This window comes from Chryseobacterium sp. B21-037 (genome assembly GCF_028570785.1).
GTDB lineage: Bacteria > Bacteroidota > Bacteroidia > Flavobacteriales > Weeksellaceae > Chryseobacterium > Chryseobacterium proteolyticum.
Map to the genome: position 1 here is coordinate 1,119,580 of NZ_JALGCB010000001.1, position 14,816 is coordinate 1,134,395.

At 36.8% G+C, this 14,816-nt stretch carries 13 protein-coding genes; 3 read left to right on the plus strand and 10 right to left on the minus strand.

What is annotated here, in order from left to right:
* Nucleotides 1-49: 49 nt before the first annotated feature.
* Both leuD and leuB read left to right on the plus strand, forming a co-directional pair.
* Nucleotides 50-649 (plus strand): 3-isopropylmalate dehydratase small subunit, encoded by a 600-nt coding sequence (leuD, locus tag MTQ00_RS04770; RefSeq protein ID WP_172282977.1) that lies wholly within the window; start codon nt 50-52, stop codon nt 647-649.
* A complete protein-coding gene (leuB, locus tag MTQ00_RS04775; RefSeq protein ID WP_172282975.1) occupies nt 639-1,763 on the plus strand; it encodes a 3-isopropylmalate dehydrogenase in 1,125 nt (374 codons plus the stop codon). Before leuD ends, leuB begins: the two co-directional genes overlap by 11 nt.
* 75 nt (nt 1,764-1,838) lie before the next feature.
* On the opposite strand, the gene MTQ00_RS04780 is transcribed toward leuB, so the two are convergent.
* The 10 genes from MTQ00_RS04780 to MTQ00_RS04825 all read right to left on the minus strand — a co-directional run bounded on the left by MTQ00_RS04780 (nt 1,839) and on the right by MTQ00_RS04825 (nt 12,705).
* Entirely contained in the window at nt 1,839-2,024 is a 186-nt protein-coding gene (locus tag MTQ00_RS04780) for a hypothetical protein (protein WP_172282973.1), read from the minus strand.
* A gap of 10 nt (nt 2,025-2,034) precedes the next feature.
* Entirely contained in the window at nt 2,035-2,640 is a 606-nt protein-coding gene (locus tag MTQ00_RS04785; protein WP_172282971.1) for a DUF4230 domain-containing protein, read from the minus strand.
* A gap of 3 nt (nt 2,641-2,643) precedes the next feature.
* A complete protein-coding gene (locus MTQ00_RS04790) occupies nt 2,644-3,210 on the minus strand; it encodes a thioredoxin (RefSeq protein WP_273647927.1) in 567 nt (188 codons plus the stop codon).
* A gap of 3 nt (nt 3,211-3,213) precedes the next feature.
* Nucleotides 3,214-3,681 (minus strand): nucleoside triphosphate pyrophosphohydrolase family protein, encoded by a 468-nt coding sequence (locus MTQ00_RS04795; RefSeq protein WP_273647928.1) that lies wholly within the window; start codon nt 3,679-3,681, stop codon nt 3,214-3,216.
* A gap of 192 nt (nt 3,682-3,873) precedes the next feature.
* Nucleotides 3,874-4,293 carry a hypothetical protein gene (locus tag MTQ00_RS04800; RefSeq protein ID WP_273647929.1) on the minus strand — a complete coding sequence of 140 codons (420 nt, stop codon included), beginning with the start codon at nt 4,291-4,293 and terminating at the stop codon, nt 3,874-3,876.
* Between the two features lie 13 nt (nt 4,294-4,306).
* Nucleotides 4,307-5,014 carry a glycohydrolase toxin TNT-related protein gene (locus MTQ00_RS04805; RefSeq protein WP_273647930.1) on the minus strand — a complete coding sequence of 236 codons (708 nt, stop codon included), beginning with the start codon at nt 5,012-5,014 and terminating at the stop codon, nt 4,307-4,309.
* A gap of 421 nt (nt 5,015-5,435) precedes the next feature.
* Nucleotides 5,436-7,670, minus strand: a complete 2,235-nt coding sequence (locus MTQ00_RS04810) for a reprolysin-like metallopeptidase (protein ID WP_273647931.1) — start codon at nt 7,668-7,670, stop codon at nt 5,436-5,438.
* A 249-nt stretch (nt 7,671-7,919) separates the two neighbouring features.
* Nucleotides 7,920-10,850 (minus strand): reprolysin-like metallopeptidase, encoded by a 2,931-nt coding sequence (locus tag MTQ00_RS04815; protein ID WP_273647932.1) that lies wholly within the window; start codon nt 10,848-10,850, stop codon nt 7,920-7,922.
* A 201-nt stretch (nt 10,851-11,051) separates the two neighbouring features.
* Nucleotides 11,052-11,549: a DinB family protein gene (locus MTQ00_RS04820; protein WP_273647933.1), complete on the minus strand. Its 498-nt coding sequence runs from the start codon at nt 11,547-11,549 to the stop codon at nt 11,052-11,054.
* A gap of 16 nt (nt 11,550-11,565) precedes the next feature.
* Entirely contained in the window at nt 11,566-12,705 is a 1,140-nt protein-coding gene (locus MTQ00_RS04825) for an acyl-CoA dehydrogenase family protein (protein WP_172282956.1), read from the minus strand.
* Between the two features lie 195 nt (nt 12,706-12,900).
* Here MTQ00_RS04825 and MTQ00_RS04830 point away from each other — a divergent pair, with 195 nt between their 5' ends.
* Nucleotides 12,901-14,775 carry an endonuclease gene (locus tag MTQ00_RS04830; RefSeq protein ID WP_273647934.1) on the plus strand — a complete coding sequence of 625 codons (1,875 nt, stop codon included), beginning with the start codon at nt 12,901-12,903 and terminating at the stop codon, nt 14,773-14,775.
* Nucleotides 14,776-14,816: the final 41 nt, after the last annotated feature.

Here is a 14,816-nt window from a genome sequence, read left to right on the forward strand (position 1 = left end):
ATAAAGCAGCTTTTAACCAAAACATATTGTAATCTAGTAAACTAAAGCAATGCAAAAGCTAACTATAATAAAATCAAGTGCAATTCCTTTGCCTGTAGAGAATATAGATACTGATCAGATCATTCCGGCAAGGTTTCTGAAGAGTATAGACAAAAAAGGGTTTGGAGATAATCTGTTCAGAGATTGGAGATATGATGTTCATACCAATCAGCCAAATGCTGATTTCATTTTAAATAAACCCCAGTACCGCGGTGAGATTTTAGTAGCCGGTAATAACTTTGGTTGTGGGAGTAGCCGTGAGCATGCTGCCTGGTCTTTAACCGATTATGGGTTTAAAGTGATTGTATCCAGTTATTTTGCGGATATTTTCAAAGGAAATGCTTTGAATAACGGTTTGTTGCCTGTAAAGGTTTCTGATGTATTCTTACAGGAAATCTTAACGGACATTACAGAAAATCCTGAAAAGGAAATTACCATAGACGTTGAACAGCAAACTATAAGTTTTAATGGTAAAACAGAATATTTTGAATTGGATTCTTATAAGAAAATATGTTTGCTTAACGGATATGACGACATTGATTTTCTGATCAGTAAAAAAGAAGCCATAAAAGAGTTTGAATTAAAAACACAAAAAGTATATGAACAATAATTATTTCAAAATAGCTGTACTTCCCGGAGACGGAATTGGTCCTGAGGTGGTCAGTGAGAGTGTGAAAATCCTTAAAGTAATTGGTGAAGTGTTCCAGTACAATTTCCAGTTTACCTATGGATTGATGGGAGCGGAAGCAATTTTTCAGACAGGAGATCCGTTGCCTGAACAAACACTGGACATTTGTAAAGAATCAGATGCCGTGCTTTTTGGAGCGATAGGCGACCCTGCTTTTGATAATAATCCCGACGCAAAAGTAAGGCCTGAACAGGGATTGCTGAAGCTTCGTAAGGAATTAGGGCTTTTTGCCAATATCAGGCCGTTAAAAACCTATTCTTCATTGATTGAGAAAAGTCCTTTGAAAAGAGAAATCATTGAAGGAGCGGATATTCAGATTTTTAGGGAATTGGTGAGTGGGATCTATTTTGGTGAAAAATTTACCGATGAAGAAGGATCTTATGCCTATGATGTTTGTAAATACAGCAGGGAAGATATTATACCTATTGTCCATATGGCATTTCAGGAAGCCCAAAAACGTAAAAAGAAATTAACGCTTATTGATAAAGCTAATGTTCTGGACACTTCAAGATTGTGGAGAAAGATCTGTAAGGAAATCGCCCAGGAATATCCTGAAGTTCAGTTGGATTTTATGTTTGTAGATAATGCTGCGATGCAGCTGATCCTTAATCCTAAACAATTTGATGTTATCGTAACGGAGAATATGTTTGGAGACATCATTTCTGATGAAGCGAGTGTAATCGGCGGTTCCATAGGACTTCTGCCTTCCGCATCTATAGGAAATGAAAATGCACTATTTGAGCCTATTCACGGGTCTTATCCGCAGGCAAAAGGCAAAGGTATTGCTAATCCTGTAGCCTCAATATTGAGTACGGCAATGATGTTGGATCACCTGAAATTGAATCAGGCAGCAGATAAATTGAGAGAATCGGTAGAACATGCCATTGAAAACAAATATGTAACCGTAGATCTTAATGCGAAGCAATCTTATTCTACAAGCGAAGTAGGGGACTTCATTGCAGATTATATCAGGTTTTCCGAAAAATCATATTACAATTTTGAGAATATCAAGATCGGAAAATCCACTATTGTATAGTGATAACTAAGAGTTTGATTTTATTTTTTTTATATTGAAAAGGTCTGCTTCTTCTGAAGCAGACCTTTCATTATTTTACCGACGGGTATTATCTGTTTTTCCGGACTTATTCTTCGAAGATTTTTCAATATCCTCTTTATCGATATCCGGTGGATTGGTTTTCTTAGATGATGCAGGAATATCCGGGAAATCCTGGTTTTGTTTTTTCGATTCTGCAGCATTGGCAGATTCCTTTTTTTTAGCATTATCTTTTGAATTCATAGCTTAGATTTTAAAGTTCTAAAATACCGAGTTGACCTGTTTTGTCTTCAATGGTATAATTCAAAGCCTTTGCCAAAACAAAAATATTATTAAGATTTTCCATCAATTGCTTACGTCCTTCATTTCGTAGTTTATTTTCATCAATAGCTTTAATAGCTGTTTCTTTTGCTTTGTTGGTTACATTTTTAATGTCTTTTTCAGAAATCCTGTTAAAGAAAGAATCGTCAAGCGACTGTATTTCCACACTTGGAGTAATTCGGATATCGGCATTAGGCAGCTGAGTAATAACCAGTTTTTTATTGATCGAATCCACCTCTATCTTCATTTTATTAAGATCGTAGGAAACCTGGGCATTGGTCTTGGTATAGGTGATTATACTGTTACTGGATACTTCGTTTCCGAATACTTCATAACCCATTTTGGTTTTCTGCATGCTGGAAATATTCTGTTCCAAAACCACCATTTTATTCATTTTGGAAATCTGGTTCGTCAGAATATAATAATCCGATTTTTCCGTTTTGCCTCCAAAATTAAAACAGGACTTAAGACCGAAAAACAGGAAAAGCATCACAAGAATTCCTGCTACAAAAGATAATATAAGCTTATTATTTTTCAATATTTACTTTTTAAATATTTCTTTAAGTACCGATTTGTCATCTTTTTTCAGAATTTCTACCAGATCCCTTTCTACATAACCGGTTTTGGGCATTTCAATAATTCTTCCGATTTCTTTATCATATTTTTCAACAATAATAGTCGGAACTTTCTGGATATTATAAATACCTTCTTCTCCTGATGGAGATTCCTTTTTGCGATTGACTGCAATAATGGTCAGCCTGTTATCCGGAAAATTTACTTCTTCCAGAATTCTCATCAGTCTCGGAAAGTCCCTGTGGCTATCCTCACACCAGGTTCCCATGAAAACAATAATGTGATAAGAACTTATTTTAGCTTTTTTCAAGTCTGCAATGGCCTTCTGATCTAAAGCATATTCATCATGCTCTTTCACATACCAATCTGCATAAGGTGCCTTTAAAAACTGTTCTTTTAACTGGTTACCCAAAAGCATTTTGCCATCATTCTGGGTTTCTACCTCACGGTTTACAACCACTTTCTGAGCACTGAGCTGCTGGGTAGCCAGGAACAATCCTGAAATAGCAACAGTATTTGTAATAAATTTTTTCATATTTTATTTCTCGATGATCGTTTTCAAATCAGCAGGAGAATAGTATTTGTTTTTCAGAACTTTGTGATCGGTTTTTCTGTAAACGTTGAATTTTTCTCCTGATTTTTCATAAAAAGATTCTACTTCTTTTTCTTTATAGAATTCAACAGTTTCATTTGCCTGCTCCTCATTGTCACATGCTTTTGACATATTGGAACGCTGAACTTCGTTGAAAAGCTCTACAAATTTGTTGCCAAGACCAAATTCTAAAACAGCACCACTCAAAACGTATTGTAAATCACATAAAGCATCTGCAATTTCAACGATGTCATTATCTGCGATTGCTTGTTTTAATTCGTTTAATTCTTCCTGTAACAGTTCAACTCTAAGATTACATCTTTCAGAAGAAGGAATTTGTGGTGTTTCTAAAATAGGGGCTTTAAAAGTAGTATGGAATTCTGCTACTTGGTTCAGACTATCAATTTTATCCATGAATTTTTTTATTTAAAGCAAAGATAGAAAACGATTTGCTAATGGTAAAATGTACAACGCAAAATGTACCTAAAAACGGTAGAATATAGCCTACTTCTCTGTAATCTACTTCATGATCCTCTGGCGGATTTTGCAGATAATCATGTTCATTAGTAACCATGCGAAATTATCAAAATGATGATTAAAAACAGATTACTCCATTTTTTCAAATTTCCAGACCCCGGAAATATGTAAGACCGTTGCTCCCGGTTGTTTTTCACCATAACTGAAAACACAGATATAAGAGGAGTGGCAGGATGGACAGTCCGTACCAAAGTATAAGGTAGGTAAATTAGAAACCGTTAATTCTCCAAAATGCAACATGCTAGGGAGGGTGGGAGCAACAATACCATTATCTGTTAATTCATTTTTCGAAAGGACTTTGTCACTCTGATAAATCTGAAGGATCGGGAACCCTGATTGATAAGGGATAATTTCGAGTTTATTTTCATAACCGCAGTCACAACAGGCAAATGTTGTGATTGCAGATGGGATAATTTCACCATTGGTAAAAACTGTTTTTGCTACGAGAGCTTTTCTGCCAATTCTTATTTTTTTTGATATTGAATACATCAGGATCTGTCTTTTATTGAATCACTGTACCTACTAAATTGTTGTAATGACCGCTTGGACTTTTTTTTATGGTTATTTTCACATATCCTTCCTCCGCCAGCTTATTCCAGGTTTTCTGATAGCCGGTTGCCGGATCTATAGGGATTTTCCACATCGTTTGTTTTCCGCCACCTACCTGATTAAACCAGGGAATTACATCAGCTGTTTGAGAAGTGAAAGGTAATGAATTATTCAGAACATCGATCTCATAATAAAAATCATAGGTGTTTTCAGGTTGATTTAATGCTCTTTGAGAGAAAGTATACACATACCCGTTTATAATAGGACTTGTAAAACTGCCTCCTAACGTAGGAATTCCGCTTCCATTATAATTAATCGCTCCGCTGTACCGGTCAAACTTTTGCCCGACCTGAAAGGGAACATTATCAACTATATTATATCCTCCATTGGCAGGGGGCCAGCCTCCATTTAGATTATTGGCTTTAAAAAGAGCTTCCAGTTCACTCCATTTTCCCTGTTTGTATAATTCGAAAGCCTGATTCCGGATATCCTGGTTAACCAGTCCCGCGGTATCATAAGTTAATGCAAATTCATCAGCGGTCTTATAAAATACGTGGGTAACTCCGTTTGTGTTATCAATTTCATCATCCCTGTCCGAACTACAAGCAGTCGAGAAAAAAATAACGGATAAAAAAAGTAAATACTTCAGTAAATGTTTCATAATAATTAGTTTTTTATTTATAATTAAGTTAGTGTCAGGAGGCATATCTTTTTCATTAATATTCATCTAGTGAATATTGGCGGTCATCTTCGGAATAAATTTATTGGTTCACTTTGGATGTAAAATAAGGCCCTTATTAAGACTTTATCCAAAGTAATGGAATGCAAAGTGATATGAATCAGGCAATGCTTACTAATAGCATCTTCGACCCGAATACCCGATGGCAGGCGGTACAATGATTCGATAAATTTAAATTAAAAAACTATAACAAAAGAATAAATTATTTTAAAAATCAATAATTAATGAATTATTTACTTTTTTAGTTTTTAATTTTAGAATTTATTACTTTTCTATAAGATGAATTGAATAAAAAAAGGCCGCTCTAAAAAGAGCAGCCTTAAGATCATTGTTATCAAGATAATTATTCTTTAATAAACCTTTTTGTTGTTTCTCCAGTCTGAAGTAAATAAACTCCCTTAATAAGGCCACTTACATTAATAGCTCCTCTTTCAAGTTTTCCTGAATTAATTAGTTTCCCGCCCATATCAAAAATTTTATATTCTTCTGAAGTAGCGTTTGAAACATTTAAGATATTTTTTACCGGGTTAGGGAAGAGCTTCACCTCGGTGATCAGGTCTTTAGTGATGTCTTTTTGTTTGGCTGAAGATGCAGTTACCTTTATATTGGCATTGTTCACATCAAAGAAAATGTGATTGCTTCCTTTTACCATAATTCTTCCTGTTGTTGTTGCAGCATTAGGAATTGTTACTGCCTGGGTACCATCATTTGGAGTTCCCGCCAGCAAAGTAGTCCAGGTAGTTCCACTATTGGTTGACCATAATATATCCACATTAGCCGCATTTACATTATTTCCTGTAGTTCCTGCAACGTCCCATGTTATGATTTGAGAGCTTCCCCCGGCATAAGTTACGGCAGAATTTTGAGAACTCACCTTAAATGGACCAGCGGTAGAGTTTACTGTAATTATAGCATCATCGGAATTATTTCCTGATCCACCGGCTCTGTTATCACGAACCGTAAATCTGAAATTCAGTTTTCTTGCCACATTAGATAATGCTTCTACTGTGATTTCCGATCCTGAGGTAGTTGTAGCACCTGCAAGGATAGAAGCCATTCTTGGGAAATACCTGGTAGGAGAGGCAGTTGGTGTCCATGATCTGAATGTAGGACCAGCAGTTTTTGTAGCACTGGCTGCAGAACTGGATCCTGTTTGTGAAGAAGTTCCCTTATCCATTTGCTCCCAGATGTAAGTTAATGTATCTCCGTCAGCATCCGTACCGGTTCCTGTCAACATAAAGGGTGTGCCTTTAGGAATAGTGTAATCAAGACCTGCATTGGCTGTTGGGATGGAATTTCCTGTAGCTGTATTTACAGAGCAGGTTGCGGCTTTAATATTGTCCGTAATCTGCTGAATGCTTAAAGCATGGAATAAAGCGTCCGAATGAGCTTGCACATCATAACTTGTAATCCCTGCATAGCCCATAATGGTAGATCCGGATCCCGGTTCTACAGGTTGCAATCCGGTTTGGGTCTGATAAGACCATGTATGATTACCTCCAAACTGATGTCCCATCTCATGAGCTACATAATCTATATCAAAACTATCTCCTGAAGGAACTCCGTCTGCCGGTGAGGTGTATCCGCTTCCCTTGTAATTCTCAGGTGAACCATCAGAATCTAAAGTCTTATCATTGCTACAAATACAGCCTATACAACCTGCATTACCACCACCACCATCTTTTCCGAATAAATGTCCTATATCAAAATTGGCATCACCAATTGTTGAATTTAAGGTTTGCATAAGTTCATAATTCCAATTATCAAGCTGTGATGAAGGGGAATAAGGATCGGTGGATGAATTGGTGTAAATGACATCATCATTATTTGAGATAAGGACCATTCTGGCAGCAAAATCTTTTTCAAACACTCCGTTTACACGGGTCATTGTGTTATTCATAGCAGCCAGGGCGTTTGCTTTAGTTCCTCCAAAATAAGACGTATACTCACCGGTGCAGGAAAGGGCTAATCTAAAGGTTCTTAACTTTGAATCATCAGCATTCGGTCTTGCAACAACGGTTGTTTTATCAATCCCTTTCTGTGCAACATCAATCACTTTACATTCAAATTTATTAAGTGCATCCTTTTTATCAGACTTCCTATAAATTACATACGTAGAAAGATCCTTCGTGTAAGGCTCAATAAAAACAGCAGAGCGGTCACCGTAAATTTCCATAGAAGAAAGCCCCAAAGGAGAAATACTGAAATACACAGTCGAACTTTTATCTTCTGCTCCCTGTCCAACATACGATTTAATATCCGGATATTTTGCAGCTAAAAGAGGATCAAAGTTTGAGTTTTCCCTTACTTTAAAATTTTCCATTTTTCCTTCTGAATTAGGAAAAGAAATAATAATTTCTGATGGTTCTCCCGCAGACAATCTTTTTGGAGCTTTTGAAAGGACGCTTTTGAGTGCATCAAGATTTAGTGAGTACACTTTTGGATCAGTAATGCCGGTTTTGTTCTCAAAAACCTGCGATGCTGTCTTTGGTGAAGTTTGAGACCAGAGACGATCGGTCTGCGCGAAAGAGATGCCCGAAATTAAAAGCACCCCAATCATGGATAACTGTTTTTTCATATAAAATATTGTTTAATTGTGGAATACCAAAGCTAACGAAAATAATATTACGAAAAACGTACTTAATTCATATTTTTACTAGGTATTAATTATTATTTTCATTTACGAATTGAATAATAGTTAATTTTTTAATAAAAAATGAATAAAATAAATTAAAACAAAATAAATGATTAATTTTTTTCTAAATCAACAAATAAAAAAACTACCTCTGGTGAGGTAGCTTTTTCATTTAATCCTGATTTAATATTATTAATCTTTAATGAATCTCCTTGAAATTTCACCAATTTGTATCATATAAGCTCCTTTTACGAGATTATTTACATTAACAGATCCTCTTTCGAGTTTTCCTGAATTGATTAATTTTCCTGTCATATCGAAGATTTTATATTCTTCAGATGTTGTATTGGAAACATTAAGGATATTTTTTACCGGATTAGGATAAAGTTTGATATCTGTAAGCATATTATTGCCACCTAATATGTCTCCTTTAGATGTTGATCCGATATTTACCGTGTAATCCTCAACTTGTCCATACGTATAAGTTCCGCAAGATGATGATGGGATAGAGCTGTACTGCATCATTACTCTCATTCTTGTAGAGCCAAGTGCAGCAGAAGCCGGAATCGTTATACTTCCCGTTACCGGTGTTGTAGTAGATCCTGATTTGGTCCATACCAATTCGCCGCTATCCGTAAAGACTCCGTTTTGATTGTAGTCAATATATACTGCGTACGCTTCACTGTATACGGTTGAAGTCCATACCGGAGTAATAGAAATTGTATAGGCAGTTCCTCTTGTAACATTAGTGGAAACAGATGTGAAATTTTCGTATCCTGCAGTTCCCGTAGAAGTGTTGTTGATTGTTCCAAACTTCACGTTTCCTATTCTTTCGTCAGCAGTATTGTTTGCACTTGCTGAACAATAAGTTACCGTGCTTCCTGCAAGAGTTGTTACACTTACGGAATTACTGGCTGCTGAAGTGTTTCCTGCGGCGTCTTTTGCTTTAACGGTAAAGCTGTAAGTGGTAGATGGACTTAAGCTTGTTACTGTATAAGAAGTAGAAGCGGTAGATCCTATTAATGAAGCACCCTGGTACACATCATATCCGGTAACCCCTACATTATCCGTAGCTCCGCTCCATGATAAATTGGTTGTGGTTGCAGTAGTACCGGAAGCAGCAAGAGTAGGTGCTGTAGGCGCTACAGTATCAGTTCCTCCTGAACCTGCATTTACCGTGATGTTAGCGTTATTTACATCAAAGAATACATGATTGGAACCTTTTACCATAATTCTCCCTGTTGTCGTAGAGGCATTAGGTATGGTAACAGCCTGGCTTCCATCATTAGGTGTTCCGGCCAATAATGTAGTCCAGGTATTTCCACTGTCAGTTGACCAAAGAATATCTACATTAGCAGCATTTACATTATTTCCTGTAGTTCCTGCTACATCCCATGTTACAGTTTGGGAAGTTCCTCCTGTATATGTCGTTGCTGAATTTTGGGACGAAACCACAAATGGTCCTGCTGTAGAATTTACCGTAATCACTGCATCATCAGAATTGTTTCCTGAACCTCCGGCTCTGTTATCACGAACTGTAAATCTGAAGTTCAGTGTTCTTGCTACATTAGATAAAGCTTCTACAGTAATTTCTGAACCTGCGGTTGTGGTAGCACCGGCAAGGATAGAAGCCATCCTTGGAAAATATCTGGTTGGAGAAGTTGTTGGAGTCCATGATCTGAAAGTAGGTCCGGATGCTTTTGTTGCGCTGGCTGCAGAGCTTGCTCCTGTCTGTGACGAAGAAGCATTGTCCATTTGTTCCCATATATAGGTTAAGGAATCTCCGTTTGAATCCGTACCGGTTCCTGTTAACATAAATGGTGTGCCTTTAGGAATAGTGTAATCAGATCCTGCATTAGCGGTTGGAATTGCATTTCCTGTTGCTGTACTTACAGGACATGTTTTAGCTTTAATATTATTAGTGATCTGCTGGATGCTTATTGCATGGAAAAATGCATCAGAATGGGGTTGTACATCCTGAGACGTAATTCCTGCATATCCCATGATGGTAGATCCTGAACCAGGTTCCATATTAGCTCCGGTTCCTTCATTGCTCATAGAGAATGTATGGTTTCCTCCGAACTGATGCCCCATCTCATGCGCTACATAATCAATATCAAAATTATCTCCTGAAGGAATTGCATCAGCAGGGGAGGTGTAGCCGCTTCCTTTCGAGCCGTTTGTACAAACACATCCGATACATCCGGCATTTCCACCACCTCCGGTAGCCCCGAAAAGGTGTCCGATGTCGTAATTAGCCTCGCCAATCACAGAAGTTAGGGTATTTTGAAGTTGCGAATTCCAGTTATTCATACTGCTTGAAGGAGAGTAAGGATCCGTAGAAGCATTAGTGTAAATTACAGCATCATTGTTAGAAATTAAAACCATTCTTGCTGCGAAATCTTTTTCAAAAACACCATTTACGCGGGTCATTGTATTGTTCATTGCAGCTAAAGCATTGGCTTTTGTTCCCCCAAAATAAGTAGTGTATTCTCCCGTGCATGAAAGTGCTAATCTGAAAGTTCTCAGCTTGGCATCATCAGCGTTAGGTCTTGCAGCGAGACTGGTATTATCAATCCCTTTTTGGGCAACATCAATAACAGTACATTCAAATTTGTTAAGATTGTCTTTTTTGTCTGATTTTTTATAAACCACATACGTTGAAAGATCTTTGGTGTAAGGCTCGATGAACACAGCCGATTTATCACCATAAATTTCCATCGAGGATAACCCTAAGGGCGAAATACTGAAATAAACTGTGGAATTAGAATCTCCAAGACCCTCACCAACGTAAGATTTAATGTCCGGATACCGGGCTGCCAGTTGTGGATCAAAATTTGAATTTTCTTTTACTTTAAAGTTTTCCATTTTCCCGTCAGAATTAGGAAAAGAAATAATGACTTGTGATTTTTCGCCGGCAGCCAGTCTTTTGGGAGCTCTTGAAAGCGCGTTTTTCAAACCATCTATGTCCAGTGTATAGACTTTTGGATTATTGATGTTCGTTTTATTCTCGAAAACATTTGCAGATGTTTTCTGTGAACTTTGAGACCAGAGACGATCGGTCTGAGCGAAAGAAATGCCCGTCATAAAAAGCACTCCAATCAGAGTTAATTGTTTTTTCATAAAATATTTGTTTGATTGTGGAATGTCAAAGCTAATAAAAAATTTACAACAGAAAACAAAATTTTTTAAGAAAATTTTTGATTATATTTTAAATATATTAAGCATTATGTTAAGAATAATAAAATTCATATTGTATCAAAAAAAGAAAATAGCATACGTAAAATACGCATGCTATTCATTTATTGATAAGTTAACTCTACATTACAATCTATCATCAGCCGTAGGGCCATACAATCCAGGAACTTTATTTCCCGTTGATCTCAGATAAACAACCAGTTCTCCTCTGTGATGATATAAATGATTAAATAAAAAGCCTCTGATTACCTGAACTCTTGGAGTAGGAGCGAAAAGAATTTTTCCATTCATTTCCATTTTCCACTCATTAAAATATGTACTTTCATCAGAGTCCTCTATTACTTGTTGGGCTCTACTGACATTATTTTCAAACTTTGCTACAATATTTTGAATTGTGGAAATATCCCCTTTATCATATTGGTAGATTCCCATATCGAAAGTATCCTGATTGAAAGTATATTCATACCAGTTGTAAATCTCTGCAATATGTGAAGCCAGTTGGCCCGTGGTCCAGCTTTTATCGGAAGGTTTCCAGTCCAGAACACTGTCGGGAATTGCATTTAAAATTTTCCGGGTATTCTCTGCTTCATAGAGAAACTCACCTAAAAGAGCCTGTTTAATCATGATAGTAGAAAATAAATTATTGTGTAATATCTCTTCCGATTACCAATCTCTGGATTTCTGAAGTTCCTTCACCAATGGTACAAAGTTTAGAATCTCTGTAATATTTTTCTGCAGGAAAATCTTTAGTATATCCATAACCTCCAAAGATCTGAACTGCATTATTTGCAATTCTCACACAAGCTTCAGAAGCAAATAACTTCGCCATTGCTCCTTCTTTGGTCATTTTTTGTTTTGCATTCTTTAATGTACAAGCCCTGTGAATAAGAAGTTCAGCAGCGTCAATTTCAGTTGCCATATCAGCAAGCATGAAATTAATAGCCTGAAAGCTTGCGATAGATTTTCCGAACTGATGTCTTTCCTTAGCATACTTTAATGCTGCTTTATATGCACCTCTTGCTGTCCCAAGACTTAATGCTGCAATAGATATTCTTCCCCCATCCAGGATTTTCATAGCTTGCTTGAAGCCTTCTCCAACTTCTCCTAAACGATTAGAATCTGGTACACGTACATTATCAAAAATTAATTCAGCCGTTTCAGAAGCACGCATTCCCAGTTTGTTCTCTTTCTTTCCTGAAGTGAAACCCGGCATTCCCTTTTCCAAAACAAAAGCAGTTGAATTATTCTTTGCTCCTTTTTCTCCCGTTCTTGTCATTACGACTGCAATATCTCCGGAAATAGCATGAGTAATGAAGTTTTTAGCTCCATTGATTACCCATTCATCACCATCCTTCACAGCTGTTGTAGACATTCCTCCTGAATCAGAACCCGTATTGTGTTCTGTTAATCCCCATGCTCCAAGTACTTTTCCTGTTGCAAGCTGAGGCAGCCATCTATGTCTTTGCTCTTCATTTCCAAATTCGTAAATATGGTTCGTACACAATGAGTTGTGTGCGGCTAAAGAAAGTCCGATAGAAGGGTCTACCTGAGAAATTTCGTCAAGAATGGTAACATATTCGTGATAGCCTAACCCGGAACCTCCATATTGCTCAGGAACAACAATTCCCATAAAACCCATTTCTCCTAATTGATGAAATAGATCTTTTGGAAAAGTCTGGCTCTCGTCCCATTCCATAATATGGGGTCTGATGTTTTTTTCAGCAAATTCTTTTGCTGTTTCTGCTATCATTTTGATGTTGTCAACAATCTCGGTATTCATTATATAAGTAAATAGTTAGTTCTCAAAGATACTTAAATTGTAGAAATACGAAAATAAATTATCCAATGCGTAATATTATGTCTACAATAAATTAACTATCAGTTTTTTACATAATATAATTTAATAATTTTTTAATAAAAATCGTGTAAAGAGATATTGATTATTTATCTACTTTACAATACCAAATTTTAGAATATGAAAAAACTTTTACGATCTATTATCTTATTTTCCTCTTTTGTTTCAGCACAAGCTCCGGCCGGATATTATGACGGAACAACGGGACTTACCGGATTTGCATTGAAGTCCAGATTGCATGACATTATTTCGACCAAGAACATAAGCTGGCATTATGGTGATCTCACCAATTATTATAATCAGACGGATCTCGATATTTATTATGATCATGATGCAAGCAACACGACCATACTATTGGATATGTACTCTGAAATTCCGACAGGACCGGATGCTTACGAATATACGACCGCTAATCTTATAGGAAGTTCGTCGGCAGAAGGACTCGGATGGAACAGAGAGCATATGATGCCTCAAAGTACATTTTACAGTAACTATCCCATGTATTCGGATTTGTTTTATGTAGTACCAACAGATGCAAGGATCAATCAGTTGAGAAGTAATTATCCTTATGGAATTTCTACTACAACACCTTCTAATGTATTTTACACCTTTACCAATTCTTCCAAAATCGGAAGAAGTGCCATTCCCAATTATGCTTATACAGGACGTGTTTATGAACCGATAGATGAGTTTAAAGGAGATATTGCCAGGAGCTTATTGTATTTTGCGGTGAGGTATGAAGGAAAATTAGGAACTTTTAAATTCAACAATAATGCAAATCCGGCCTCGGATACCAATCCTCTGGACGGTACGGAAGAAAAAGCATTTGATGATGCGTATATAGCTATGCTTCTCCAGTGGCATGCCCAGGATCCTGTTTCCCAAAGAGAAATTGACAGAAATAATTCTGTTTACATGATACAAAAGAACAGAAATCCATTTATTGATCATCCGCAATGGGTAAATGATATCTGGGGACAGGTTCCGGACACGGTTTCTCCTCAATCACCAACGAATCTAACTGTGAGTCAGACAAGCACCTACTTTACAACATTGAGCTGGACGCCAAGTACAAGTTCCGATGTTATTGGATATAAGATTTATCAGAATGGGTCGCTGGTGGCATCAACAAGAAATACCTCGATAAGCATCGATCATCTTTCTCCTTCTACCAACTACAATTATACGGTTAAAGCCTATGATAACGGATATCTTTTTTCACCAGACAGTAATATTGTTTCAGTAACCACTCTTGCTTCCGATGTATATTCCAAAGACCTTTTTGTTTCTAAATATTTAGAAGGAACATCCAATAATAAAGCTATTGAGATTACCAACAGAACGGGGCATGCGGTGAATTTAAGCAATTACAGGCTTGCTATTCAGTTTCCTAGTGGTACCAATTATTATTTTCCCGCTCCATATGAGCTGGAGGGGACCGTACAGAATAATGAAACTTTTATGATTTTAAATCCTAACGCCAGTTTTTCATGCTTTGGCAATGAAAGCGCTAAGTTTGTTACTGCAGCCCCGCAAATGACATTTTCAGGAAGCCAGTATATTGAGCTGAGCTATAAATCGGCAACTGTTGATGCTATTGGTATCAAGTCCCAATCCAATTCATCTCAATTGACTGACGTTTCTCTTTACAGAAAAGCTAATGTTACTCAGCCCACAACTTCTTTTAATATAAATGAATGGGATGCACATCCTGCTGATCATTGTGAAGATACGGGAACTTTATTTTTACAGGATATTCAGTATTCCGGACAGGAAGAGCTTAAAATATATCCTAATCCTGTCAGTGAAAATATATTTGTAACCGGAAAAACAGAAGGCATAGAAACGGCACAGATCATCGACTGGTCCGGAAGGGTATTGATTACTGAAAAAACACCTTTCCTAAATAAAAATAATATTTCCGTGCAGAATTTACAATCCGGTCATTATCTTTTAAAACTGGATAACAAAGTATTTAAATTTATCAAGAAATAACTTTATAAAATTCAGAAAATAGATTTTTTCACTTTAAAAAG

Excerpts from the sequence above, each read along its gene's own strand:
- leuD (WP_172282977.1), top strand. The coding sequence starts at position 50 with ATGCAAAAGCTAACTATAATAAAATCAAGTGCAATTCCTTTGCCTGTA.
- leuB (WP_172282975.1), top strand. The coding sequence starts at position 639 with ATGAACAATAATTATTTCAAAATAGCTGTACTTCCCGGAGACGGAATT.
- MTQ00_RS04780 (WP_172282973.1), bottom strand. The coding sequence starts at position 2,024 with ATGAATTCAAAAGATAATGCTAAAAAAAAGGAATCTGCCAATGCTGCA.
- MTQ00_RS04790 (WP_273647927.1), bottom strand. The coding sequence starts at position 3,210 with ATGAAAAAATTTATTACAAATACTGTTGCTATTTCAGGATTGTTCCTG.
- MTQ00_RS04795 (WP_273647928.1), bottom strand. The coding sequence starts at position 3,681 with ATGGATAAAATTGATAGTCTGAACCAAGTAGCAGAATTCCATACTACT.
- MTQ00_RS04800 (WP_273647929.1), bottom strand. The coding sequence starts at position 4,293 with ATGTATTCAATATCAAAAAAAATAAGAATTGGCAGAAAAGCTCTCGTA.
- MTQ00_RS04805 (WP_273647930.1), bottom strand. The coding sequence starts at position 5,014 with ATGAAACATTTACTGAAGTATTTACTTTTTTTATCCGTTATTTTTTTC.
- MTQ00_RS04810 (WP_273647931.1), bottom strand. The coding sequence starts at position 7,670 with ATGAAAAAACAGTTATCCATGATTGGGGTGCTTTTAATTTCGGGCATC.
- MTQ00_RS04815 (WP_273647932.1), bottom strand. The coding sequence starts at position 10,850 with ATGAAAAAACAATTAACTCTGATTGGAGTGCTTTTTATGACGGGCATT.
- MTQ00_RS04820 (WP_273647933.1), bottom strand. The coding sequence starts at position 11,549 with ATGATTAAACAGGCTCTTTTAGGTGAGTTTCTCTATGAAGCAGAGAAT.
- MTQ00_RS04825 (WP_172282956.1), bottom strand. The coding sequence starts at position 12,705 with ATGAATACCGAGATTGTTGACAACATCAAAATGATAGCAGAAACAGCA.
- MTQ00_RS04830 (WP_273647934.1), top strand. The coding sequence starts at position 12,901 with ATGAAAAAACTTTTACGATCTATTATCTTATTTTCCTCTTTTGTTTCA.